Source organism: Cytophaga sp. (assembly GCF_051961495.1).
Classification (GTDB): domain Bacteria; phylum Bacteroidota; class Bacteroidia; order Cytophagales; family Cytophagaceae; genus Cytophaga.
In genome coordinates this window covers 1-26,337 of sequence record NZ_JBQCDF010000209.1, presented here as the reverse complement: position 1 = coordinate 26,337, position 26,337 = coordinate 1, and the positions used below count along the sequence as shown (strand labels likewise).

Below are 26,337 nucleotides of genomic sequence, written 5' to 3'. Positions count from 1 at the left end.
GATCTTCTTACTTATATAAATCAGCAACTTTTATGTCTATAAATAAAGAAGACGCTTTAAATTACCACATGCAGGGGAAGCCCGGCAAAATTGAAGTGGTGCCAACCAAAATGGTAAGCTCACAGCTTGATCTGGCGCTTGCCTATTCACCGGGTGTTGCTGAGCCTTGTAAAGAAATTGCCTTAACGAAAGACGATGTATACAAATACACCGCTAAAGGAAATTTAGTGGCTGTAATATCAAACGGTACAGCTGTACTTGGTTTGGGAAATATTGGTCCGGATGCCTCCAAGCCGGTAATGGAAGGCAAAGGCGTATTGTTTAAAAAATTTGCCGGCATAGATGTATTTGATCTGGAAATTGATTGTCAGGATCCGGAGCAATTCATCAAAATTGTTGAGTCACTGGAGCCGACATTTGGCGGAGTCAACCTGGAGGATATAAAAGCTCCTGAATGCTTTATTATTGAGCAGGAGTTGCGCAAGCGCATGAATATTCCTGTGATGCATGATGACCAGCACGGCACGGCAATTATTTCTTCAGCAGCATTACTGAATGCGCTGGAGATTGTTGGTAAAAAGGCAGAAGAAGTAAAAGTAGTAGTAAGTGGCGCCGGTGCGGCAGCCATTTCCTGTACACGCTTATATAAACACCTTGGTGTACGCGCTGAAAATATTGTCATGTGTGACATCAACGGTATCTTAAGAAAAGACAGACAAGACCTGCATGAGTCGCAGCTGGAGTTTGCTACAGACAGGGATCTGCATACATTGGCAGACGCCATGCCGGGAGCAGACGTATTTGTAGGATTATCTGCCGGAAATATTTTGAAGCCGGAAGCATTGCTTACCATGGCCAAGGATCCGATTGTTTTTGCCTTGGCAAACCCAACGCCGGAAATTGATTATAATCTTGCGATCAGTACAAGGCCTGACATCATCATGGCTACAGGCCGTTCAGATTATCCGAACCAGGTGAACAATGTACTTGGTTTTCCATACATTTTCAGAGGAGCTTTGGATGTCCGGGCAACTGAGATTAATGAAGCGATGAAGCTGGCGGCAGTTTACGCAATTGCCAAGCTGGCGAAAGAAGTTGTACCTGACACTGTAAACAAATCGTACGAAGACAACAGCATTACTTTTGGTAAATATTATTTAATTCCGAAGCCATTGGATCCGCGTCTGATCACTACCATTTCTCCGGCTGTAGCGAAAGCGGCCATGGAAAGCGGAGTGGCGAAGAAGCACATTGAAGACTGGGCAGCATACGAAGTTGAATTGCTGCAGCGTATCGGCATTGATCAACGTCTGATGTCACGCATCATTACACAGGCGCGGGAAAATCCGAAGCGCGTTGTGTTTGCAGAAGCAGATAATCTGAAAATTCTGAAAGCCGCACAGATTCTTTCCGACGAAGGTATTGCTTACCCGATCTTATTGGGTAATGCAGAAAAGATAAGAGCTTTACTGGCAGAAAATGCTTTAAGCATAAAAAATCACCTCATCATTGATCCGTTTGAAGAAAAGGAAAAGCGGGCATATTTCGGTGGGCTGCTGCATGAAAAGAGAAAACGCAAAGGCGTTACACTGGAGATTGGCAGAAGGTTGATGCGCAACCGTAACTACTACGGTGCAATGATGGTAGAGACAGGCGAGGCAGACGCATTCATTTCGGGTCTGACACAGGAATATGGTGAAACAATAAAGCCGGCATTGCAGGTGATCGGCGTTGAGCCCGGCATTAAACGTGTAGCCGGCATGTACATTCTTAGTAATTCCAAAGGAGTATATTTCTTTTCGGATACCACAGTAAACATGGATCCCACGGCTGAAGAGCTGGTCGATATCATCGGTGTGACTGCAAGAGGCGTGAAGTTTTTTAATTTTGAACCTCGCATTGCCATGCTTTCCTATTCAAACTTTGGATCAAACGAAGGAACGGTGCCGGCTAAGGTTGCTCTGGCTACCAGACTTGCCAAGGAAAAATATCCGGACTTGATTATTGAAGGGGATATCCAGGCAAATGTTGCCGTTGATACGGCGCTTCAGCAGGAAATGTATCCGTTCAGTGCTTTGGCAAAAGAGGGCGCCAATACATTTATTTTCCCTGCCCTGACATCGGGCAATATTTCCTATAAACTTTTACAGGAAATCGGGGGCATGGAAGCCATAGGCCCGTTGCTGATGGGAATGGCTAAGCCCGTACATATTTTACAATTAGGTTCATCCGTTCGGGAAATTGTTAATATGGTTGCCATCGCGGTTGTTGATGCGCAATCACAAAACAGTAAAATTAATTTATGATTGCTTACATAGAGGGCAAGCTTACACAAAAAGACCCCACTTTTATTATTATTGATGTGCAAGGTATCGGCTATCAGGTACGCATTTCCCTGCACACTTTTTCTCAGGTAAAAGAATTAGAAAAAGTTAAAATCCATACTTTTTTACACATCAAGGAAGATGCACATACGTTGTATGGTTTCGCGGATCTTCTGGAAAAAGAAATGTTTTTACATCTTATATCCATCAGTGGTATCGGACCGGGAACAGCTTTGGTTGTACTTTCTTCTTTGAATCCGGTCGAACTTCGGGATGCGATATCTGCAGAGGATGTCCGGTCCATCCAGGCCGTTAAGGGAATAGGTGCAAAAACTGCCCAACGCGTGATTCTGGAACTAAAAGATAAGATGAAAAAAGAATTGCTACACGCATCTTCAGATTCTAAACAGATTTTTGCAGTTACGCACAATAGTATACGTTCTGAAGCGTTAACTGCCTTGATAACATTAGGATTTACTAAAAATGTAGCTGAAAAGAACTTAGATCTCATTTTGAAGAGTAATTCTAACACCTTGACTCTGGAAGATTTAATAAAACAGGCATTAAAAATGTCTTGATAGTACCCCTCTGTGAACATTAAGAAAAGTATCATACTATCGGTTATAGGTTTTTCCCTATTTTTTGTCTTTTGGGCTGCCTGGTCAGGCACACCCTATGGGCAGAAATATAACTTTAATCGATTGCTGGTGCCTGATGACAGTACCACCAAACATACAAAATCCCGGCGGCCTACCTATACGCCAGAGGATCGTTTAGGTGATCAATATAACAACCCTACCCATAAGTCTCCTTTAGAATTGAAGGATCCGGACAATATCACCGAAGAAGTTGAAATTGATTCAGCAACCGGCAACTATATTGTTAAAGAGAAAGTCGGTGATATGGAGTATCGTACACAGACCTATCTGACTTTTGAAGAATATTATAAATACAAAAACCGGCAGATGCTCCGGGATTATTATCAGAAAAAAGGGGCAGACCCGATGGCCACCGATCCGAAGTTAAACAAGCCTGGCCAGCCATTTGGATTTACCAAACATATCAAAGGCCTTGAAGGTCCTTTCGGTAGCAATTATGTCGACATACGTCCAAGCGGTCTTGTGGTGCTTGATTTTGCCGGCCGCTGGCAACGGGTGAATAACCCAACGTTGCCAATTAAACAGCAACGTAACGGTTTATTTGATTTCGATGAACAGATTAGTATGAACGTTGTCGGAAAGATCGGTGAAAAATTAAAGCTTACTGTAAACTGGGATACAAAGGCAGCGTTCGAATTTCAAAACAGTGTAAAAATTCAATACACAGCTTTCGAGGAAGATATCATTCAAGGCATAGAGGTTGGTCGTGTAAATATGCCGCTGAACTCTTCGTTAATGACTGGTCCGCAAAACCTGTTTGGTTTTAAAACAAAGCTGCAGTTTGGCCGCATGACTGTTACAGCTGTAGCCGCAAGGCAAGATGGTAAGCTGGATGAAATTGTGATCGGCGGCGGCGGACAGGGACGTACATTCCAGATTAAAGCAGATCAATACGAACCTTACAGGCACTTTTTCTTAAGCCAGTTTTTTAGAGCGAACTACGAGAATGCATTAAAATCCAGTCCAACAATCTTATCAGGTGTTCAGGTAACCAGGGTAGAAGTTTATATTACAAACCGTAATAACACAACAGCCAACTTACGGAACGTAGTCGGTTACATGGATCTGGGAGAAGGTGATTCATTGTACAGACCGGATTTGAAGAGAGCCGGGAATACTGATCATGCGGCATATAACATGATCAATAAATTATATGATACTTCCAGCGCTGCTCCTGCGAGTGTAACACGATACAGAGATCCTGCAACGCTGGCCTCTGATCTGGAAACCTTTATGAATCCTGTTTGTAACTGTTCGTTCTCGGACGGTTCGGACTATACCTATTTGAAAAGTGCAAGAAAACTTTCGAACTCAGAATTTACCTTTAATCCAAGCTTAGGATACATAACCCTGCAGACGAGAATAAGAGAAGATGAAGCCTTGTTGGTAGCCTATGAATATTCTTATAATGGCAAGATTTACAAAGTCGGTGAATTGAATGAAGATTATGCAACATTACCTGAAACGGATATGGTTGTTGCTAAAATGATCAAGCCTCCTTTGGTGAAGACAAGGCTCCCGACATGGGATCTGATGATGAAAAACATTTATCAGTTGGGAGTTACACAGCTTCAGCGTGACAATTTTCAATTCCGGATTATTTACAAAGACGATGCCACAGGTGCTGATATCCCAAACCTGCAGGAAGGAACAAACACACAGAATGTACCTCTGCTTCGTTTGACAGGACTGGATTTGCTGAACCCCAACAATGACCCGTCCCCTGATGGCAACTTCGATTATGTTGAAGGCGTAACCGTTGATTCTAAAAACGGACGCGTTATGTTTCCCGTGCTCGAACCGTTTGGCTCAAACCTCGAGAAATATTTCCTGCCCACGGAAGCGAATCTGAAACAGAAATATGTTTTTTCAGAATTATATGACTCGACATTGTCTGATGCACAGCAGATGGCGAGCAAGGATAAATATTTTTTCAATGGCCGTTATACAGCAGGTACAGCCAGTGAAATTATTCTGCCTGGTATCAACGTGGCCCAGGGATCGGTGATTGTGATTGCAGGAAGTAATCAATTACAGGAAGGCGTAGATTATACCGTGGATTATAACCTTGGCCGTATACGAATCATCAATGAAAGTGTACTGGCATCAGGCCAGGAGATACGAATCCGTTTTGAAAAGCAGGACTTGTTTAACTTCAGGCGGAAGTCATTTTTGGGAACACGCCTGGATTATAAGGTCAATGATAATATTTTATTAGGAGGAACACTTTTGCACTCGAATGAAGCACCTAATATCACACGTGTGAACATTGGAGATGAGCCGGCAGCCAACACCATCTGGGGGCTTGATGCGAGTGTGAAGCAGGACTCAAGATTATTGACACGCGCAGTGGATTTTCTTCCCGTGGTTTCAACAAAGGCAAAGTCAAGCATTAATTTTCAGGGTGAGTTTGCTCAGTTTCTTCCAGGGTATAATAAGATCATTGACAAGAATGGAAACGGCGATGGCGGTATCGCATTTATCGATGATTTTGAAGGAACTAAAACTCCGTATGATTTAACACGTTCACCGATGACCTGGCGCGTGGCCTCTACGCCGCAGCGTTTTCCGGAAGCAGCAATCAAAGATTCAACATTGACTTTTTCAAAATACAGAGCTAAACTTTCCTGGTATAACATTGACAACCTTTTTTACCGGAGCAATAGCGGAACATCAATCAAGGATATTAATAACCACTTTGAACGGAGTATTACTCAGCAGGAGCTATACCCGAATCAAGACGTTAATGTTGCTGTAACAAACATCCCTACCCTGGATCTGGCTTTCTATCCGCGGGAAAGAGGTACATACAATTACAATACAAATCTGGATGCCGAAGGCAGGTTGAAAGATTCTACCAGAAACTGGGCGGGTATGACTAAAGATCTGAGAAATGATGTGGATTTTGACAATGCTAACATTCAGTATATAGAGTTTTGGCTGATGAGCCCATACCAGGACCAGTCTATGGGGCATTCAGATATTGATGGAAAACCATTTGATCATACGAACTCTGGTAAGCTATATTTTAACTTAGGTAGTATTTCCGAAGACGTGTTGCCGGATCAGGTACAATCCTTTGAAAATGGTTTACCTGTTAATACAGCAGATAAGACATCTACGGACACTACTGCATGGGGTGTAGTTACCAAGAAACAATTCATTACAAATGCTTTTGATAACTCTGCTAATGCACGGGAGATGCAGGATGTAGGTCTGGATGGATTAAATGATACAGATGAACAAAGCTTTTTTGAAAGTCGCTTTACTTCGATAATCAGAAACAATGCAGCCATTTCAGATTCTGCTAAAAACGCCATCCTGAACGATATTTCTGCAGATAACTTTTCATATTACCTGGGAGACCAGCTGGATCAGGATAATGTGCCGATTCTTAGACGTTATAAAAATTATCAGCGCACCCAGAACAACTCACCGATAAATTCAGGAGCTACCATTACACCTTCAAATTCAAACTATCCGGACAATGAAGATTTGAATGGTGATAACACATTGAATACTCTTGAAGAGTATTATGAATACGAAGTAGATATTGACAAATCAAAACTTGTTGTCGGACAGAATTACATTGTGAGTAAAAATGTTTACACAATGACTCTTCCTGATAAAACTACACAAAACGTTGAATGGTACCAGTTCCGCATCCCTGTGCGTACGCCGGATTCAATTGTAGGAGACATTCAGGGCTATAAGACGATTAAATGGATGCGTACATATGTTACAGGCTTTAAATCTCCTGTAGTACTTAGAATGGCGCAGTTCCAGCTGGTAGCAAATCAATGGAGAAATTATCAGATCGATGATCTGGATCAGGGAAATGGTTTGCAAGTCTCTCCGCGTTCGGATCTTACAGCGCTGGATATTTCAGTTGTAAACATAGAAGAGAACGGCGGCAATAATCAGTCGGGCACGTCTACGTATGTATTGCCGCCGGGCTTTAACCGCGATTACGATGCAACTTCTGTAACCACCCGCAGAACAAATGAGCAATCGTTAAGAGAGTGTATCACTGGTCTGGAAGATGGTTATTCAAAAGCGGCTTATAAAGGTGTAAACCTGAACCTGATGAATTACTCACAGATTAACATGTTCCTGCATGCAGAGAGTACACAGAGCGGACTTCAGGATAAAGATGCAGTTGCTTTTTTACGTTTTGGTACCGATTATGTAAATAATTACTATGAGGTTGAAGTACCGCTGTATTTGACAACACCTATAAGCTCTGCGGATCCCAATCAGGTATGGCGAAGTGAAAACGAAATCATTGTGGCGATCAGCGACCTGATCAATACCAAAGTTGCGCGGAATGCCGCGAATGCTTCTACGCAGGAACGTTTTGCGAACCCGAATTATTCAAATCCATACGGACAAAAATTATATGTCGTCGGTAACCCGGATATGTCGGCTGTTGTAACCATTATGATCGGTTTGCGAAATCCTTACGGCGGCAACAAAGATCCATTGACCTTCTGTATCTGGGCCGATGAATTGAGGGCTTCCGGGTTTGTTACGCACAGCTCATACGCCTATGCAGGTAAGCTGAATATGAACCTTGCAGATCTCGGTCAGTTGAATTCCTCTATCCGATATACCTCTGCAGGATTCGGTTCCCTGGACCAGAAAGTATCGCAGCGGGAACGTTCCAATACCATGGAATATGGTATCAATACGACCTTGAATATGGAAAAATTTATTCCGGGTAAAACAGGAATAAAACTTCCGATGTATATCGGCTATAACAGAAAAGCAATTTCTCCCCAATATGACCCGCTAAACCCCGACGTCACGCTGGCGCAATCGGTCAATAATAGCGAGGACCCCTCGGGGTACAAGAAGATGATCATAGACCAAACCGCTACCAGGGCAATTAACTTCACCAATATTCAAAAGGTGAAGGTGAAGCCGAATGCAAAAAAACATATCTATGATGTGGAGAACCTTACACTTTCTGCTGGGTATACAGAGACCAAACGAACGAGTTTTGAGATTAAAGATTATACCAATACAAATTACAAAGGTAGTCTGGGCTATAACTATACCAGCCAGGCAAAGCCAATAACACCATTCAAGTCGATGACCGCCAAAGGCGGAATGGCACCGTTGCTTAAAGATTTCAATTTTTCACTGATGCCGAGTCAATTAGGCTTTAGAGGAGACCTGAACAGAACGCTTACAAAAACACAATACTATGAATCCGGGCCGTTGACCCCGGGACAGGTAGCGAACTACCAGAAATCATTCACGTTCACGCGTACTTATAATATGATGTGGAACCTGACAAAATCAATCAATACAACCTATACGGCTGATGCGTACGCCATCATTGATGAACCGAACCGGGCACCCGGAGGATCGGACTACCGCGATAGTATTATATCTAACCTGAAGAATTTCGGTCGTATGAAAACCTTCAACCAGAATATAAATTTTAACTATAAACTTCCGCTGGATAAAATAAAAGCAATAAACTGGACTTCCATGGATTATACCTATGGCGCAGGCTATTCATGGGCTTCAGGTGCATTGGTACAAAGAGATACCTTGGGTAATGCTATTCAGAATAAGCAGAATAATACAATCAATGCCAAGATAGATCTGGATAAATTATATAGTAAGTCAAAGTTTTTAACGGAGATGAACAAGCCTAAACCTCCGGTGCTTAAGCCTGATCCGAAGGATACAACCAGAAAAATGCCTCCTCCGAACCGCACAGTTCTGAAAGCTATTTTCAAAGCTTTGATGATGGTAAGGAATGCAAATATTTCTTACACGTCTGCCCGTGGTACAGACATGGCCGGGTATATGCTTATACCTAAATATATCGGCTTGTCGGATTGGGGTACAGCCGGGACCATGCTGCCTTTTGTATTCGGATCGCAGGACTCTGACTTCAGGTACAAGGCAGCAGAACAAGGTATGGTCTCAACATCCAGGTCACTGCTTTCTCCTTACCGGCAAACGGTTACTAATACCGTTAATGCAAAAGTCAACGTAGAACCTTTCCGTGATTTTAAAATTGTTCTTGAATCGAAAGTTGCCATAGGTAGTATTTACGAAGAGCAATTCCGGATTGATACCACCGGAACGCACTATGTGTCGGACAATCCGCGTAAAAGTGGTAACTACTCTGTTTCTACCATTACGATCTTAACAGCTTTTGATAAACATGTTGGCGGCTCTATTGATCCGAATTCATCATCCCATTTCCAGGATTATACCAATTACAGGCAGATCATGGCAGACAGGCTTGAGGCAAGTACGGGCCAGAAGTATGAACTTAATTCACAAAGTGTGTTGATGCCGGCATTTCTGGCCGCCTATATGGGGCAGGATCCAAGTAAAACAAATTTAAATGGTGTGGCTAAAATTCCTTTGCCTGGCTGGCAGCTGGATTATGCAGGCTTGGCAAGAGTCGGATTTTTGAAGAAAAGATTTCAGTCCATTACGCTTTCACATAAATATTCAAGCACCTACACCGTGGGTAGCTATATAAGTTCCCTGGAATATAATTCAAGTTATATTACACCGGATGGTAATTTCTATAGTTCCAACCAGATACCCACAGCTTTGAATGGGTCCGGACAAATCATTCCGTTATATGTATTGAACGGCGTTTCCATTAACGAAGCGTTTGCACCATTCATTGGATTTAATGCACGTACAAAAAATAAGGTTTCATATAAATTAACCTATGCCCGCACAAGGATGTTGAACATGTCGCTGTCGAATGCCCAATTAACGGAGAGTTATAACAACTCTATCCAGGTCGGGATCGGCTTTGCACGCTCGAATGTGCCGGTACCGAAGTTTTTTACTCGCGGACAAAAAGTTAACCTGAAGAATGAATTAAACATCCAGATCAACTTTACGATCAATGATATGATTACCTATCAGCGCAAATTTTATGAGAGCGCAACGGTAACTGCAGGTAATACCAACGTTCAGTTCAAACCAACGGTGAGCTATAATATTTCACAGCGTGTTACGATGCAGTTGTATTTCGAGCGAACAATCAACAGTCCGAAGATATCTTCTTCTTACAGAAGGGCTACCACGGCAATTGGCTTGCAGATACGATTTACGCTTTCATAGCCAGATGAAGTCTTATTTTGTTTTCCAAGGTAAAAGAATGTACTTTTGGGATATTAAACTATAGAATTTATGAACTTTCCTTCTGAATTAAAGTACAGCAAAGATCACGAATGGATTCGTGTTGAAGGTCAGACAGCATATGTCGGCATTACGGATTTTGCTCAAAAAAGAATTAGGCGACATCGTTTATCTGGATGTAACATCTGTAGGCCAAAAAATTGCTAAGGAAGAAATATTCGGAACCATTGAAGCGGTGAAGACCGTTTCAGATCTGTTCATGCCTGTAAATGCTGAAGTATTGGAATTCAATAATGCATTGGAGTCAGAGCCTGAATTAGTAAATACCGACCCATACGGCAAAGGCTGGATCGTGAAGGTGGCTATTGCTGATGCGACAGAATTAAACACGCTTTTAGATGCCGTTGCATATACAGCCTTAGTAGGTGCTTAAGCAGAATCACATATCATTCCTCAGAGCGTATGGTCCGGCCATCGTCTGGGGAATTTTTATATTAGTCGCTACATTAACTCCCGGCAAGTCCCTGCCCAGCTCGTCTTTATTCAGGTTTGACAAGCTCATTCATGTGTTCATATTCGGCATGTTTGCATGGCTTGTATTGAGAGGCCTGTACGCATATCATGCCATGAAGATTCAGCATATAAAAGCAGCATATTTGTGGGTTGCTTGTGCGACCATCTGTTTTGGTATCAGCATAGAACTGATGCAGCAGTTTATTCCGGATCGCGGAGCAGACATTTATGATGTTGTTGCAAACACCATTGGAATCCTTGCTGCGCAGGCAATTTTTTATTTAACCCACCGAACTAAAACAGTATAATGTTTAAACTGTTACTGGTAATAGCCGGCTGCTTATTCACTGTGTGTGCATTGGCACAAGACCTGGAACGTGTTCAGCATACAATCAAAGAGCTGACTTCTTCAAAATATCATGGAAGAGGTGCCGCGCATGAGGGCGACCAGCGCGCTGCTGATTATCTTGAGAAACAATTCCTGACGGCAGGTTTAAAAATAATTTCGAACAATACCTACTTTCAATCTTTTCAATACAAGATTAATACTTTTCCGGGTAAGCTATCCTTAGCAACCGATAAAGGAAAGTTAAAAACCGGCATCGATTACATATTGAAATCTACCAGCGGCGCAGGCCAGGGAAAGAAGTGCGCAGTCGTATATGTAGATTCGAGTATTTTCAGCAACGACGAGGCTTTGCAGAAATTCCTCCAAAAAGATTTGAAGAACAGTGCAGTCGTTTACCAGAAAAAATATTTTAAAGAGTTTACTTCCAAAACACCTGATCTGCTTGGGCAACTGTATTCAGCAGCAGTCATCATTGAACTGCAGGAGAAAAAACTTACCATGGGTCTGGCAGATAATTCCTTTAATACACCTGTGTTTGAAGTACTGGCTTCGGCATTTCCTGCTGATAGTAAAACGGTGACGTTTGAAGTTGAAAACGAAGTGATCAATCATACGGCACGCAATGTAATCGGGATGGTTGAAGGTAGAACCAAAAAAGATTCCTTCATTGTCATTACAGCTCATTACGATCATTTAGGTACTTTAGGTAAAAAAACGTATTTCCCCGGCGCAAACGATAATGCCAGCGGTGTGAGCATGTTGCTTGAACTGGCATATTATTATAAAGAGCATCCGTTGGAATACAGCGTTGTATTTATCGCGTTTGCAGGTGAAGAGTCTGGCTTGCTGGGTTCTTCGTGGTTTGTGAACCATCCGCTCATAGAGTTAACGCGCATACATTTCCTGATCAACCTGGATTTGCTGGGCACAGGAGATGATGGAATCATGGTAGTGAACGGAAGCATTTTTAAAAAAGAATATTCTTCATTAGTTGACCTGAACGAACAAAATAAATTACTCCCTGCCGTGAAGATGCGTGGTGAGGCAGCCAATTCCGACCATTATCCTTTTTATAAAAAAAATGTTCCGTGTTTTTTTATTTACACATTAGGCGGAGTGGCCGCGTATCACGATGTGCAGGATGTAGCGAAGACCTTGCCGCTGACAAAATATAAGGAAGTGTTTACACTGATTGTGCTGTTTAATAAAACCGTATAACAGGTAATCATAACACGGTTTATTATAACCGTGTTATGATTACCTGTTATTTATTTATCTTCCAGTTTCGTTTCTATATTTTTTAAAATAACCAACTGCTGCGTCTGGATCTCAAACAAGATCTGGATTTGCTCTTCAAGCAGCAGGTCAACTTTTTGGTGCAGGCTCCTTACTTCGAGTTCCGCTTTCAGATTGATCAGGTGATTATTTTCTGTTCGTTTTCTATCTTTTTGTTCTTTCCGGTTTTGACTCATCATAATGATGGGTGCCTGGAAAGCCGCTATGGTAGAGAGTACGAGGTTCATTAAAATAAATGGATACGGATCAAAATCATCACGATTGGGAGCAAGTGTATTAAAAAGAATCCAGCCGGTAAGGATAACTGTAAAGGAGATAATAAATTTCCAGCTGCCCCCAAAATCTGCTACGCTATCTGAAATGCGTTGTCCCAGGGTTAAGGTCTCTTCGGGCTGGTGTAAAAGATTTTCGACAATTAATTTTTCTTCAGCGATTGCCTGCTGAACAATCTTTTGAAGTTTGGCTAATTTTTCAGCTTCAGATGTCAGAAGTTTGTTTATGTCTTTATCCATTTTTGTCGGCGTTAAAAAGGTTAGAAATTGGTTAATGGTTATTCGGAAACATGCTAAGTGTCTGCAGTATTTCCGGGATAAATAAAGATGTAAAATAATTCTGACGAGGGCCTGAACTTAATACGATACAGGCTTTAACAGTATGTTAAGACAATAAAAAGTAACAAGCTGTCTAAATTTAACGGCGCATCATAAAATAAAAAAGTTTAGACTCGACGTTCATCGTTCTAACTAAGATACAAATGGACCCGCTGTAGTGCAACAGCCCATTATTGTTTGATGTTGGCTGAAATGAATTCTTATTAAAATAAAAAAGGTTACTAATTGCTTAGTAACCTTTTGCTCCCCCTCTTGGGCTCGAACCAAGGACCCCATGATTAACAGTCATGTGCTCTAACCAGCTGAGCTAAGGAGGAGTGTCTCCGAATTGGGAATGCAATATTAAGGCTTTGTTTTGTATAAAACAACACCATTCCTCAAAAAAAATACATCTTATTCATTATGAGTTCATTTAATTTGTAAATTATTTTGAAGAAGGAATAAAGCCCTGATTTCATGCCATCCGGACTTAAACCGCGGATAAAAAAATAAAAAATCACCTCATTCGTTATATAAAGGTGGAATTGGAGGAATTTAATTCAACAATGCATAATTTAGCAGCAGTTAATTGTATATCACTATGAATTTGAAAAAATTAGGAATCTTAGTAGTTATTTCATCCATTTTTGGTGGAGTTGTGGCCCTGACAGGGTATCATTATTTTATCAAGAAAAGTGAGTTTACAACCATCGAATCGATGCAGCACCATGCATCATTTGCTAACTTTTCCGATACGACAGGACTTACGGTGCCGGCCGGCTTAAACTTCATCGTTGCAGCTGAACGCACAACACCAGCGGTGGTACACATTAAGACAACGTATATGCCGGAGACCGTTCGCCCTAAGACACGCGACGAAGAGTTGTTCCGCTATTTTTACGGCGATCCTTACGAAGATTACAACCAGCCGCGCGAAGCTTCAGGCTCGGGTGTTATTGTTACGGCCGGAGGTTATATCGTAACCAACAACCACGTGGTTGATAAGGCATCAAAAATCCAGGTAGTACTGAATGATAAAAGAACATATGATGCGAAACTGATCGGTACAGATCCGACAACCGATTTGGCGCTTATAAAAATTGAAGAAACAAATCTGCCGTATGTCGCTTACGGAAACTCAGACCAGGTGCGTATCGGCGAATGGGTGCTGGCTGTAGGTAACCCCTTTAATCTTACCTCAACGGTTACTGCAGGTATCATCAGTGCAAAAACACGTAGCATCAATATCTTAAGGGATAAAGATAATATGGCCATTGAATCTTTTCTTCAGACAGATGCTGTAGTAAATCCTGGTAACAGCGGCGGTGCATTGGTGAATTTACGCGGCGAGCTGATCGGTATCAACACGGCAATTGCCAGTCCGACGGGAGCGTATGCAGGTTATTCATTTGCCGTACCGGTATCGCTGGTGAAGAAGGTAATTGATGACTTAATGAATTACGGACAAGTACAGCGTGGTATGCTGGGTGTTATTATCCAGGACATGACCACAACGCTTGCCAAGGAAAAAAATATAGACTTTATAACAGGTGTATATGTTGGCGCGGTAAACCAGGGCAGCGCGGCAGATCTTGGTGGTATTAAAGAAGGTGATATCATAACAAAAATCAACGATATCAGCATCAACGCAACTACTCAATTACAGGAAGTTGTAGCCCGTTACAGACCCGGAGACAAACTTAAGGTTAAATATATCCGCAAGGGAAAAGAATCCGAAACATCTGTGACGCTTAAAAACAAATTGGGAGATGTTGCTATTGTTCCGAAAGATGACAATTCTGTTAAAACAAAATTAGGCGCAGACTTACAGCCAATCTCAGGCGGTGAAATGAGTATACTTGAAATTACCGGTGGTGCTAAAGTCGCTAAATTATATGCAGGTAAATTAAAGGAAGCCGGCGTAAGAGAAGGCTTTATCATTACATCGATTGATAAAAAGCCGGTAGGTTCTCCGGAAGACGTGGTACGCATTCTGGAAGGAACAACCAACGGTGGTATTTTAATGGAAGGTATCTATCCGAATGGTAAAAAAGAATTTTATGGAATAGGTTGGTAATCTATCTCCTGAAATTGTAAATTTAAAAAGTGTCCATTCGGACACTTTTTTTGTTTTATCACGTATGCATAATTATGAACCCGGTGACTAAAGATATATTTTCAGCGTTTTTGATTTCCGATATAAATCCGGCTGCCATGTCGGGCACCAAGGTTTGGAGAGGAAAGGATGTGTTTGCAAAGAATACGCCTATAGACGGGACGGTATTGGCAGAAATTGAAAACAGCACAAAAGAGATTTATGATGAAGTAGTCAGACATGCACTGGAAGCCTACCCGGTCTGGAGTGCGCTTCCGGCGCCTAAACGCGGGGAGATCATCCGGCAGATCGGCGATTCTTTCAGAGTACATAAACAACAGCTTGGCTCCCTGGTTTCTATTGAAACGGGAAAGCTATTGCAGGAAGGTTTGGGTGAAGTGCAGGAGATTATTGATATCTGCGACTTTGCAGTAGGCCTGTCGCGACAGCTGTATGGTTTAACCATGCATTCGGAAAGGCCGGAACACCGGATGTATGAACAATATCATCCCTTGGGTGTTGTAGGGATTATATCAGCATTTAATTTCCCGGCTGCTGTGTGGTCATGGAATGCAATTATAGCTGCGGTATGCGGCAATGTGAGTGTCTGGAAACCTTCTGAAAAAGCTCCGTTGACAGCGCAGGCATGTCAGGCAATTGTTTCGGAAGTGCTGGTAAAAAATAATTTACCCGGCGGAATATTTTCATTTTATCAGGGTGGTGCTGTCCAGGGTTCCTGGCTGGCAGAAGACGAGCGTATCGCGCTGGTATCTGCAACCGGCTCAGTAGCTATGGGCAAGAAGGTGAACCAAACGGTAGCAGGGCGCTTAGGAAAAGTGCTGCTGGAGCTGGGAGGAAACAATGCGATCATTGTAACTGAAAGAGCAAATCTTGAAATAGCTGTGAGAGCAATTGTTTTTGGTGCAGTAGGTACAGCGGGGCAGCGTTGTACAACAACCAGAAGATTGATCGTACATGAAGATGTATATGATACATTACTTACTTCTTTACTGAAAATATATGAGCAGCTGCCTGTAAATAATCCATTGAAAGCAGGCACTCTTGTAGGACCGCTGATTGATCTTGCGGCTGTGAAGCAGTATGAAAAAAGAATTGCAGCAGCGGTTGAAGAAGGCGGTAAATTGAGGGCTGGCGGAAAGCGGGTCTTCCCTGAAAATTGCGGCGAAGGATATTATGTAGCGCCGGCAATTATTGAAGCTGTGTCATCCTTGCCTTCTCTGCAGGAAGAAACATTCGCACCGATCTTATATGTAACTAAATATTCCGGCTCTGTTGAAAACGCAATCGGAATGAATAATAACGTACGGCAAGGTTTATCTTCCTCCATTTTCACACAGGATATGCAGCAAATGGAAAAGTTCCTTTCGAATAAAGGTTCAGATTGTGGAATCGCCAATGTTAACATAGGAACATCCGGAGCAGAAATCGGAGGGGCTTTTGGAGGTGAAAAAGAAACAGGCGGAGGCAGGGAGTCAGGTTCCGATAGCTGGAAAGCATATATGCGCAGACAAACGAATACCATTAATTATAGCGACACCTTACCTTTGGCTCAAGGGATAAAATTTGATTTATAAATCAGTATATTGCATTTGAGTAGAATTGTTTATATTTGAATAACTAGCTTTTTTAATTTATGAAAAATACCGAAACGGCCGTTGATACCAAGTACCACTCAATTATGTTGGTTGATGATAATGAGATCGACAATCTCATTAATCAGAAGATGATTGAAGCAGCAGGCATTTGCACGCATATTTTTGTGCATTCAGGAGCGAGAAGCGCAATTGAGTTTTTAAAGAATATTGAGAAATTGGCTAAAGGTTCCCTGGACTTATATCTACCTGATTTGATTTTTCTGGATATTGATATGCCTTTGATGGACGGATTCCAATTTTTAGAGGAATTTGAAAAAATGTCTGATATGATCAAGGAACAATGTAATGTGATTATGCTTACCTCTTCGCTAAACCCTCAGGATTTGATGAAAGCAAAGAAAAATAAGCACATTGTTAAGTACATCAACAAACCTCTGACCTTAGATAACCTAAGAAAGATCTAAAAAACCGTTTGATTAAACCTCAACAAGTTTGTCTATAAAACTTTCGTTCAGGTTGATGTAGTTAAACGGAGAATAATATTGCGGCAAGACTAAATTAAGTTTATCTACAAGAAGACTTAATTTAGTCTTTTTGCCTTTTTTAGTATCGTTTAATGCAGTTTTACAGATTTTGATGATAAGGATGGCATGTGCACATTCATCTTTACCCAGCAAACGAATCTGGCGCTGAATGCTGTTTACAAGCTGGTTGAACAAATCGTGATCTTTCAGCATCACATATTGTAAGGCTAAAAACAATTTCACTTCGAGGAAGGTATTCGGATATTTTTTCAGTGAAGTTTCGTTCAACAGGTTGTTCAGGAACTTCGCAGCTTCATCATATTTTTCTGCGAAGAAGCAACCGGAAACCCGGTAGTTCATATACACCACATATTCCGGCAGGTTGTGTTTGTTGATCTCGTAATCTTCAAACAACTCCTTGGATTCGCCATACATCATCTTCTCTGTACGCTCTGCCAGGTAATACTTCTGCTTTGCAAGAAGGATTGCAGGGGAAAACGTATAAAGAGAATAATTGGAAACAAACATCGGCAATGATTCGCTGATATCGTCTATGCCTTTATTCAGACGTGTAGTGCTGTCTGTTAATTTGAAATATTCAATCTTCAGATAATCCAGCACCAGGATTAAGTGGTAGTAAGTTGCATCCAGATAGTACTGGTCAAAAATTGTCTGTATAGCTTCAAAGGTAGTTTCCATTTCAGGTCTTGCTACTTTTAAAACCTTCAGTTCATGGAAAATATTTACAAAAGACTGGAATACAAACAAACGGTGCGACTGATATAAATTCGCGATGTTGTTCATCTCGCTTTGCATCAGCTCCAGGCCGATTTTATCAGATTCGCTGCCTGTCAGAAAATATTCACCGTACTTTTTGAAATAATTCCCCAACATATCCTCTGCTTTGTCCAGCGCAAGCATATAAGCTACGTGACGGTTGTAAAGCTGGGAATAAGCGAAATGATCTTCAGGACTATTGATCAGTAACTTTTTTAATGTTTTATAAATAATTGTCAATTCATTCGACAAGTCATAATCAATAAGTTCCTTTTCAAGCTTTTTTAAAGAAGCAATGGCAATGGCGCGCTTCTTTGTAAAAATAATATCGTGTACAGTAGCTACTTTTTTGATCAGGGAAGTTCTGGGGCTTTCCATTTCCTGAAGCAGATACTCTTCAATTTTTTGATTTAATCTTGAACGAAGGGTGTAATATGCATTGTTATTTACTTCCAATTCTTCCATGATACGTGTATCAGAAAGCTGCTTTTCTCGCATAAATTTCAACAGGTAAGCAGATTTTTCCGCATTACTGTTTATAAGAGAATCGTAAATAGCCGTGTAATCCTTGGTGGAGAGCTGTTTAATGATGTTTTTAAGCTTTGACATGAAAAGTAATAATTAAACAATACAAATTTGGTACTAGTATATGTTTGTATTAGCTAAAGTAATAAAAGTAGCGTTATTTATCTAAACAATACAGATATATTAATAAACATAACAAACCGTTATTTTCAGCGGCAGACAAATGCAATCCGTTACTCAGGATTTTTCAAGAATTGTCTTCAGGTTTACCAGACCTTCGTCTAATTGTTTGCCCAGCATGTGGTCCATGTTCATGAACAGGAACATGACATTCATGGGAAATTCTATTTTGCCGCCGACCGTCCAGGTTACTTTGGTCTCGGCCTCATCCAGTGCCGTAGTTTCAAGGTAAGCGTAGTTGGTTGCTTCAACTGGTTTCTTAAAACGCAATTCCGTTTCGATCCGCTTTTGAGGAACGATCTTCATAATTTCCTGTTCTCCCTGACCAACTTTTTTAACCTTGCTGCTCCATCTTGAAATAAACCCTACTGTAGCATCAGAACCTGTATATGACTTTTCACTATTCGGATCCATTTTAGCCCAGACCCCATAATTATTCTGGTTCCGGATGTGGGATACATAATTGAAAACTTCCGGGGAAGCACGATAAATGACAATTGATCGTGACACTTCAAACTCTTTACCGGAGGAAAGGCCAATGATCAATATGGTTACAGCAAGAATAAGTACGGTTATGCCGGTGATTTTTAAAAGTCTCATATAGTCAAAAGTAGAGTTGATTAAAAAAGGATATTCCCGTTTAAAATCTGTAATTTTTATAACGCATATAGGAAGGGGTATCTGATTGCATAAGCTTTTACGGATCTTTACAAGTTTGGTTCTTCCTGGGAGGGACAGCTTTAATTTGAACCAATATAATAAAATTTATAAATCAAGTATATTAAAAAATGGTTTAATCCCCGTAGGAATTAAACCGGAATGTGGAGAATATCGGGCTCGAACCGATGACCTTGGCGCTGCCAGCGCCACGCTCTAGCCAACTGAGCTAATCCCCCTTTTCGAAACGTTCAGCAAAGATATGGCAATTATTTGATTTACAATATGCGTCTGGCACCCACTAAAATACTTTCGTAATAGCTCACATACAAATCACTTTCAACGACCCCGAGTTTTGTTGATGAGTGAATAAATTTTACATCTCTTGGTCCTTTGACTACACTCACCAAACCTACGTGAGTTACTTTCGACCCGCCTTTTTTATCTGTAAAAAAGACCAGGTCGCCGGGAATAAGATCACTGTATTTTACTGCGGAACCGAGCTTACTTTGTTCAGCAGAGGTTCTTGGTAACGTTACGTTGATCTCTTTAAAACACAACAGCATCAAACCCGAACAGTCAAGTCCGGCTCTGCTTGTACCGCCGAATTTATAAGGCGTACCGATATAAGAACGGGCAGCGGATATAACTTTATCAGCTTTTTCATTACCTTGATGCTGTTTTGCTGCGGTCTGTTCTGTTTTTGTTTTCTTTTCCTTCGAAGGTTTCTGTTTTGAACCTTTACAGCTGATCAGAAAACAAAGCAATAAACCGATTACCCAGAAACGGAAATAATTCATTGAGAGCGTTGAATTTTAATAAATAAGCCTACTATGTGTGGAATTACGGGAATTTTTGCATTTAATCAAATAGGGTCTTTTTATATGATCAATTTGGGGAAAAGTATGGAGCTTCTTACCCATCGGGGACCAGACGGCAGAGGTACATTTATTGATGATCTTATCGCGCTTGGTCACAGACGTTTGTCGATCATTGACACGATCAACGGCCGGCAACCCATGCATGATCAGGCAAGCCGGTATGTGATCACATTCAATGGTGAGATTTTCAATTATAAAAAACTCAGGGAAGAGCTTGTTGCGAATTTCAACTGTACGTTCAACACAGAATCTGATACAGAAGTTTTGCTAAATGCCTATATACACTGGGGCGTTGAATGTTTATCAAAACTTAGCGGCTTCTTTGCTTTTGCAATCTATGATAAACAGGCACATGAAATTTTTATCGCGCGTGACCGCTTTGGAGTAAAGCCGCTGCTTTATTATAAAGATGAAGACAAGTTTGTTTTTGCCTCTGAAATGAAAGCGCTGCTGGCTTACAATGTTCCCAAAGAAATAGATCTTACTTCTGTTCAGCAGTATTTTACGCTCGGTTATATCCCTGAACCGGATTCTATATTTAAAGACATAAAAAAAGTTGCTGCGGGCACCTACATGCTGGTCAATAAGAAACATACAGTCTCAAGAAGATATTACCAGATACCTGAAGCAATAAAAAGAAACCAGAGTGATTCTTTTGAAGCCGCTTCTCAGAAAGTGCAGGAGTTGATTGATGTATCCATTCAGGACAGACTCGTGTCGGATGTTCCGGTCGGAGCCTTTTTAAGCGGCGGTATTGATTCTTCTATAGTCGTGGCAACAGCATCAAAGCATGTAGAGAAACTGAATACATTTTCTGTAGGCTATAAAGACGCCGCATTCTACGATGAAACAAAATCTGCGGAACTGGTTGCAAAAACATTCAATACCAATCATACATCCATTATTTTAAGCAACAAAGATATTGCCGACAATATCATGGGGTGTCTGGAAAGCATGAGCGAACCTTTTGGAGACACCTCCTCACTGCCGCTATATGTATTGTCTAAGCATGTAGCACCTTCCGTCAAGGTAATCTTATCCGGAGATGGCGCCGATGAACTGTTTGGCGGTTACAACAAGCATAAAGCCGAATGGCTGGTGAAGAATCCTACACTGCAGTTGCAATGCGCGCGTTTGCTGCACCCGTTGTTGAAGTTGTTCAAAGGCGGTCGTGAGTCGGAGTGGAGTGATAAACTACGCCAGTTAAATAAATTAAACAACGGTCTGCACCTGAGTGACGCGGAACGCTATTACCTGTGGTGTTCTGTTTTTCCCGCCGGGGAGCAGAAGCAGATGCTGTTACTGCAGAACCAGAATGAAGCCGGATACAATGCAAGAAAGGCGGGCATTCTAAGACGGTTTGCCAACACAAAATATGATCTTAATCTTGTACTGCATACAGATATGGAGCTGGTGCTGGGCAGCGACATGCTTTTCAAGGTTGATTCCATGTCTATGGCCAACGGACTTGAAGTACGCGAGCCGATGATTGATTACCGTCTGGCTGATTATGTAACGGCGCTCCCTTCAGATTACAAGGTTAATAGCAAGGGCACGAAATTGCTGTTGAAGAATGCCTTTAAAGATGTGCTGCCGGAGAAGATCCTGTCCAAGCCCAAGCATGGATTTGATATTCCATTGACACAGCTCTTTTCAAAGGACTTGAAAAACTGGATCGTAAATGAATTGCTGGAAGAGGCATTTATAGCCAAACAAGGTATTTTCAATTGGAAATATATAAATATATTAAGAAGTGATATAATCAAAAATAATAAACTGGATGAAGCACAACTCTGGTCAATCATTGTTTTTCAGTTTTGGTGGAAGAAATTTATGGCGTGACCGATAAAATGATACAAGTTGTATTTTTGTTATAATATAAAATTTCCTACATTCGAACAATGTTGTAGTAAACAATAAATTTTAAATATGAAGAAGGCATTAATTACTGGAGTTACAGGTCAAGATGGCGCTTACCTAAGCGAATTTTTATTGAAAAAGGGTTACGAAGTGCATGGCGTAAAAAGAAGATCATCGTTGTTCAACACAGACAGAATTGATCACTTATACCAGGATCAGCATGAAAAGAATGTAAAATTCAAGTTACACTATGGAGATTTGACTGACTCAACCAACCTGATCCGTATTATCCAGGAAGTACAGCCGGACGAAATTTATAACCTGGGTGCAATGTCTCACGTGAAGGTGAGCTTTGATACACCTGAATATACAGCAAATGCAGATGGTATCGGTACGCTGCGTATCCTTGAAGCCATCCGTATTTTAGGACTTGAGAAAAAAACAAAAATCTACCAGGCATCAACTTCTGAACTATATGGTTTGGTGCAGGAAGTGCCACAGAAAGAAACAACACCTTTCTACCCGCGATCACCATATGCGGTAGCTAAGATGTACGCATACTGGATCACAGTAAACTACAGAGAAGCATATGATATTTTTGCTTGTAATGGTATCCTTTTCAACCACGAATCTCCGTTACGTGGTGAAACATTCGTTACAAGAAAGATTACAAGAGCTGTTGCAAGAATTGCATTAGGCGCACAGGATAAAGTATATTTAGGTAACCTGGATTCTAAACGTGACTGGGGTCATGCAAAGGATTACGTTGAAGCAATGTGGCTGATCTTACAGCAAAAGCAGGCAGAAGATTTTGTTATTGCTACAGGCGTAACAACAACTGTTAGAGATTTTGTTAAAATGGCATTTGCACGCGTAGGCATCACTGTTGAATTCAAAGGTAAAGGCGTAAAAGAAACAGCTGTTGTGGTTTCCTGCAAAAACAAAGAGTTCCAGGTTAAAAAAGGAACAGTTGTGGTTGCTGTAGATAAAAAGTATTTCAGACCAACGGAGGTAGATCTGTTAATTGGTGATCCGGCAAAATGCAAAAAGAAATTAAAATGGAAACCAAAGTATAACCTGCAGCAACTGGTGAATGAAATGGTTGACTCGGATGTTCAATTATTTAAAAAAGATGAATATCTGAAAAAAGGTGGATTTACAACATTGAGTCAATTCGAATAGTAATGAATAAGAATAGTAGAGTATATGTAGCCGGACATCGCGGCATGGTTGGTTCTGCACTTGTTCGCCTGCTTGAGAAAAAGGGCTTTACAAATATTATTACCCGGACTTCCAAAGAGCTTGATCTGAGAGACCAGGCGCAGGTTAAAGCTTTTTTCCAGGCTGAGAAACCTGAGTTTGTATTTCTGGCAGCCGCTAAAGTAGGAGGGATTCATGCGAATAATGTATATCGCGCTGATTTTATCTATGACAACCTGATCATGGAAGCGAATATTATACATCAGGCGTATGAAACGAAAGTAGAAAAATTATTATTCCTGGGTTCTTCCTGCATCTATCCCAAGATGGCACCCCAGCCGCTGAAAGAAGACTACCTGCTTACCGGAACATTAGAGTCAACGAATGAACCGTACGCGATCGCTAAGATTGCTGGCATCAAAATGTGCGAAGCATACAAGGATCAATATGGCTGCAACTTTATTTCAGCTATGCCAACAAACCTGTATGGTCCGAATGATAATTACGATCTGAACAATTCGCATGTATTGCCGGCCCTGTTAAGAAAATTCCATGAGGCAAAGAAAAACAATGCAAAGACTGTTGAAGTATGGGGCTCCGGTTCGCCATTGAGAGAATTTCTGCATGTGGATGATCTTGCTGAAGCTTGCATGTTCCTGATGGAGACATATAATGACAAAGGATTCGTGAATGTTGGAAGCGGTGTTGATTTGAGCATTAAAGAACTTGCAACGCTTGTAAAAGAAGTTGTAGGCTTTGAAGGTGAACTGGTGTTTGATGCATCCAAACCGGATGGCACGCCAAGAAAATTGATGGATGTTTCAAAAATTGAAAAGTTAGGCTGGAAATATAAAATCGGTTTGAAAGAAGGTATAACTTCTGTCTACAAAGATGCGTTTAAACCTGAATAACAGAATTTAATTAGGTAAGCCCATCAGATGTGATACATGGTAATGAATAAAAAACACGTACTTTATATCACATATGATGGGCTTACTGATTTTTTAGGACAGTCGCAGGTACTTCCATATATTTTAGGATTGGAAGAACAAGGCTACCGTTTTTCCATATTGAGTTTTGAAAAGCCCGAAAAATTCTCTTCCAATAAGGCAATCATCGAAGGGTTGATTCAGCAGCGAAACATACGCTGGTATCCTAAAAAATACCACAAACGTTTTTCCATTTTAGCAACCCTTTGGGATACTCTCATTGGGGTCATGTTTTTAATCAGACTTCAATCCAGAGATAAATTTCAGGGTGTGCACTGCCGGAGCTACATACCGGCAATCATGGGATTGATATCTAAAAAAATATTCAAGACAAAATTTATTTTTGACATGCGCGGCTTCTGGGCTGATGAGCGTATCGACGGCGGCTTGTGGAACCTTCAGCACCCTGTTTATAAAATGGTTTATTCATTTTTTAAATGGATTGAAAAAAAATGTTTGCTGAATGCCGATTACGTGGTAACACTTACGGCAGAGAGTTATAGAGAAATGCAGCAATGGAAATACATGACAGGTACTGTTCCATTTAAAATAATTCCTTGCTGTGTGGATACAGAATTGTTTTCACTGAAAAATGTATTGCCAGATATTTTACTGGATAAACGTAAAGCTTTACAACTGGAGGGTAGAACCGTTGTCAATTATCTCGGTTCTATAGGCACCTGGTATATGATTGATGAGATGTTTGAGTTTTTCAAATGTTTTAAAGAACAATATGCAAATGCTGTCTTTCTTTTTGTTACGCCGGAGCCGGAACAGGATGTGTTGAAGATCGCAGCCAGGCACGGTGTACAGGTGGGCGACATACGCATAGTAAAGGCTCAACGCATGGAAGTACCCTATTATCTTGCCTTGAGCGATTATGCATTATTTTTTATCAAACCTACATATTCCAAGAAAAGTTCTTCACCCACAAAGCTTGCAGAAATCATGGCAATGGGCGTGCCTGTTGTATGCAATACAAATGTTGGCGATGTGGAAGCACAAGTGAACACAGCGAAAGCGGGCGTGGTAATAAAATCTTTTGAAAGACAATCGTATGCGAATGCATTACAGGAAATAAATAATAAGGATGCTTTTCAAAAAGAAACTGCGTTAAGCTATGTGAATCAGCATTTTTCGCTGGCTACAGGTGTTTCTTTATATTCAGAAATCTATTCAGAAATAATTTTATGATGATCCCCTACAATCAGGCATTTATTTCTTCCATTGATGCAGGTAACAGAAAAATAAAAGTATTTACATCTGCCGGCAATATAGATAAAGATACAGTGGAATCGTTTGGTGATGAATGGTCGACCTTTCATACCTTTAACGAAGATGAAATATACAATGCCGGCGATAATTATTTTGATATCCTGCCTGTCGGCTATTTGACAAAACAATCGCATGTTCTTGATGTAGGCTGTGGAACCGGCCGGTGGACCTATTACCTTGCAGATAAAGTCGGCAATGTTGAATGCATTGATCCGAGCAAAGCTGTGCTGGTTGCTTCAAAACTGCTTGCGTCGAAAGATAATGTCCGCATCTCACAGGCATCGGTTGATAATATTCCTTTTGAAGACAACAGCTTTGATCTGGTCTTTAGCCTGGGTGTGTTGCATCATGTGCCAGACACAAAGGCAGCCGTGAAAAAATGCGCGGAAAAAGTAAAGCCTGGCGGCTATCTGCTGTTGTATCTCTATTATAATCTTGAAAACAGAGGGTTGTTTTTTAAGACCTTATTTCATCTGTCTAACTCCATGCGGTGGGGCATCAGCAAACTGCCCAGTATATTGAAGAATATTGTCTGTGATGTATTGGCAGTTTTGATTTATATGCCTTTCGTATTGCTGTCGCGGTTTCTGATCGGGCTGCGTGTATCTACTGTGGTTATTGCTAAAATTCCATTGTCATGGTATGCAGATAAATCATTCAATATTATTCGTAATGATTCTCTGGATCGCTTTGGCACACCGCTTGAACAGCGGTTTTCAAAAGCTGAAATAACACATATGCTGGAACATGCCGGTTGTACCAATATTGTTTTTGCTGATAATGCACCGTTTTGGAGAGCAATTGCCCAAAAGAAATGAATGTAAAAAGAATCGTAGTTGTTTGCCCGCATCCGGAAGGCGTTGCACCGGGACAGCGGCTTAAATACGAACAATATT

General features: G+C 41.1%; 17 protein-coding genes, 2 tRNA genes and 1 pseudogene. 14 read left to right on the top strand and 6 right to left on the bottom strand.

The genetic code is table 11. The annotated features are described in order from the left end of the window. The first annotated feature begins 32 nt into the window (after positions 1-32). The 6 genes and pseudogenes from ACTHJT_RS11585 to ACTHJT_RS11560 all read left to right on the top strand — a co-directional run bounded on the left by ACTHJT_RS11585 (position 33) and on the right by ACTHJT_RS11560 (position 12,194). Positions 33-2,306 carry an NADP-dependent malic enzyme gene (locus ACTHJT_RS11585; protein WP_440238306.1) on the top strand — a complete coding sequence of 758 codons (2,274 nt, stop codon included), beginning with the start codon at positions 33-35 and terminating at the stop codon, positions 2,304-2,306. Further along, positions 2,303-2,902, top strand: a complete 600-nt coding sequence (gene ruvA / locus ACTHJT_RS11580; RefSeq protein WP_440238304.1) for a Holliday junction branch migration protein RuvA — start codon at positions 2,303-2,305, stop codon at positions 2,900-2,902. The genes ACTHJT_RS11585 and ruvA overlap by 4 nt, the downstream gene beginning before the upstream one ends. 12 nt (positions 2,903-2,914) lie before the next feature. Next, positions 2,915-10,096: a cell surface protein SprA gene (gene sprA / locus ACTHJT_RS11575; protein WP_440238302.1), complete on the top strand. Its 7,182-nt coding sequence runs from the start codon at positions 2,915-2,917 to the stop codon at positions 10,094-10,096. A 69-nt stretch (positions 10,097-10,165) separates the two neighbouring features. Further along, a pseudogene (gene gcvH / locus ACTHJT_RS11570) lies at positions 10,166-10,547 on the top strand (glycine cleavage system protein GcvH). Continuing rightward, entirely contained in the window at positions 10,540-10,935 is a 396-nt protein-coding gene (locus ACTHJT_RS11565; protein WP_440238300.1) for a VanZ family protein, read from the top strand. Before gcvH ends, ACTHJT_RS11565 begins: the two are co-directional and overlap by 8 nt. Next, positions 10,935-12,194: a M28 family metallopeptidase gene (locus ACTHJT_RS11560; RefSeq protein ID WP_440238298.1), complete on the top strand. Its 1,260-nt coding sequence runs from the start codon at positions 10,935-10,937 to the stop codon at positions 12,192-12,194. Before ACTHJT_RS11565 ends, ACTHJT_RS11560 begins: the two co-directional genes overlap by 1 nt. 50 nt (positions 12,195-12,244) lie before the next feature. Here ACTHJT_RS11560 and ACTHJT_RS11555 read toward each other — a convergent pair whose 3' ends face one another. Both ACTHJT_RS11555 and ACTHJT_RS11550 read right to left on the bottom strand, forming a co-directional pair. Next, positions 12,245-12,784 (bottom strand): DUF1003 domain-containing protein, encoded by a 540-nt coding sequence (locus ACTHJT_RS11555; RefSeq protein ID WP_440238296.1) that lies wholly within the window; start codon positions 12,782-12,784, stop codon positions 12,245-12,247. 342 nt (positions 12,785-13,126) lie between these two features. Further along, positions 13,127-13,200: transfer RNA gene (locus tag ACTHJT_RS11550), tRNA-Asn, on the bottom strand. A 263-nt stretch (positions 13,201-13,463) separates the two neighbouring features. Here ACTHJT_RS11550 and ACTHJT_RS11545 point away from each other — a divergent pair. The 3 genes from ACTHJT_RS11545 (at position 13,464) to ACTHJT_RS11535 (ending at position 17,037) form a co-directional block, all read left to right on the top strand. Next, a complete protein-coding gene (locus ACTHJT_RS11545; RefSeq protein ID WP_440238294.1) occupies positions 13,464-14,939 on the top strand; it encodes a Do family serine endopeptidase in 1,476 nt (491 codons plus the stop codon). A 74-nt stretch (positions 14,940-15,013) separates the two neighbouring features. After that, entirely contained in the window at positions 15,014-16,552 is a 1,539-nt protein-coding gene (gene amaB, locus ACTHJT_RS11540) for an L-piperidine-6-carboxylate dehydrogenase (RefSeq protein WP_440238292.1), read from the top strand. A gap of 59 nt (positions 16,553-16,611) precedes the next feature. Continuing rightward, entirely contained in the window at positions 16,612-17,037 is a 426-nt protein-coding gene (locus ACTHJT_RS11535; RefSeq protein ID WP_440238290.1) for a response regulator, read from the top strand. A 12-nt stretch (positions 17,038-17,049) separates the two neighbouring features. On the opposite strand, the gene ACTHJT_RS11530 is transcribed toward ACTHJT_RS11535, so the two are convergent. The 4 genes from ACTHJT_RS11530 to ACTHJT_RS11515 all read right to left on the bottom strand — a co-directional run bounded on the left by ACTHJT_RS11530 (position 17,050) and on the right by ACTHJT_RS11515 (position 20,036). Continuing rightward, positions 17,050-18,483, bottom strand: coding sequence for a hypothetical protein (locus ACTHJT_RS11530; RefSeq protein WP_440238288.1), 1,434 nt, complete (start codon positions 18,481-18,483; stop codon positions 17,050-17,052). A gap of 153 nt (positions 18,484-18,636) precedes the next feature. Further along, entirely contained in the window at positions 18,637-19,179 is a 543-nt protein-coding gene (locus ACTHJT_RS11525; protein WP_440238286.1) for an SRPBCC family protein, read from the bottom strand. 222 nt (positions 19,180-19,401) lie between these two features. Continuing rightward, a tRNA-Ala gene (locus ACTHJT_RS11520) sits at positions 19,402-19,475 on the bottom strand. A gap of 39 nt (positions 19,476-19,514) precedes the next feature. After that, positions 19,515-20,036 carry a C40 family peptidase gene (locus ACTHJT_RS11515; protein WP_440238284.1) on the bottom strand — a complete coding sequence of 174 codons (522 nt, stop codon included), beginning with the start codon at positions 20,034-20,036 and terminating at the stop codon, positions 19,515-19,517. A gap of 33 nt (positions 20,037-20,069) precedes the next feature. Between ACTHJT_RS11515 and asnB the strand changes: the two genes are divergently transcribed. From asnB to ACTHJT_RS11490, 5 genes are all read left to right on the top strand, one after another. Beyond that, positions 20,070-21,959, top strand: coding sequence for an asparagine synthase (glutamine-hydrolyzing) (gene asnB, locus ACTHJT_RS11510; protein WP_440238282.1), 1,890 nt, complete (start codon positions 20,070-20,072; stop codon positions 21,957-21,959). 87 nt (positions 21,960-22,046) lie between these two features. Continuing rightward, positions 22,047-23,159, top strand: coding sequence for a GDP-mannose 4,6-dehydratase (gene gmd, locus ACTHJT_RS11505; RefSeq protein ID WP_440238280.1), 1,113 nt, complete (start codon positions 22,047-22,049; stop codon positions 23,157-23,159). Positions 23,160-23,161: 2 nt separating this feature from the next. Beyond that, a complete protein-coding gene (gene fcl, locus ACTHJT_RS11500) occupies positions 23,162-24,088 on the top strand; it encodes a GDP-L-fucose synthase (RefSeq protein WP_440238278.1) in 927 nt (308 codons plus the stop codon). A 42-nt stretch (positions 24,089-24,130) separates the two neighbouring features. Then, positions 24,131-25,360 (top strand): glycosyltransferase, encoded by a 1,230-nt coding sequence (locus ACTHJT_RS11495; RefSeq protein ID WP_440238276.1) that lies wholly within the window; start codon positions 24,131-24,133, stop codon positions 25,358-25,360. Further along, entirely contained in the window at positions 25,357-26,259 is a 903-nt protein-coding gene (locus tag ACTHJT_RS11490) for a class I SAM-dependent methyltransferase (RefSeq protein ID WP_440238274.1), read from the top strand. Before ACTHJT_RS11495 ends, ACTHJT_RS11490 begins: the two co-directional genes overlap by 4 nt. The last annotated feature ends 78 nt before the right edge of the window (positions 26,260-26,337 follow it).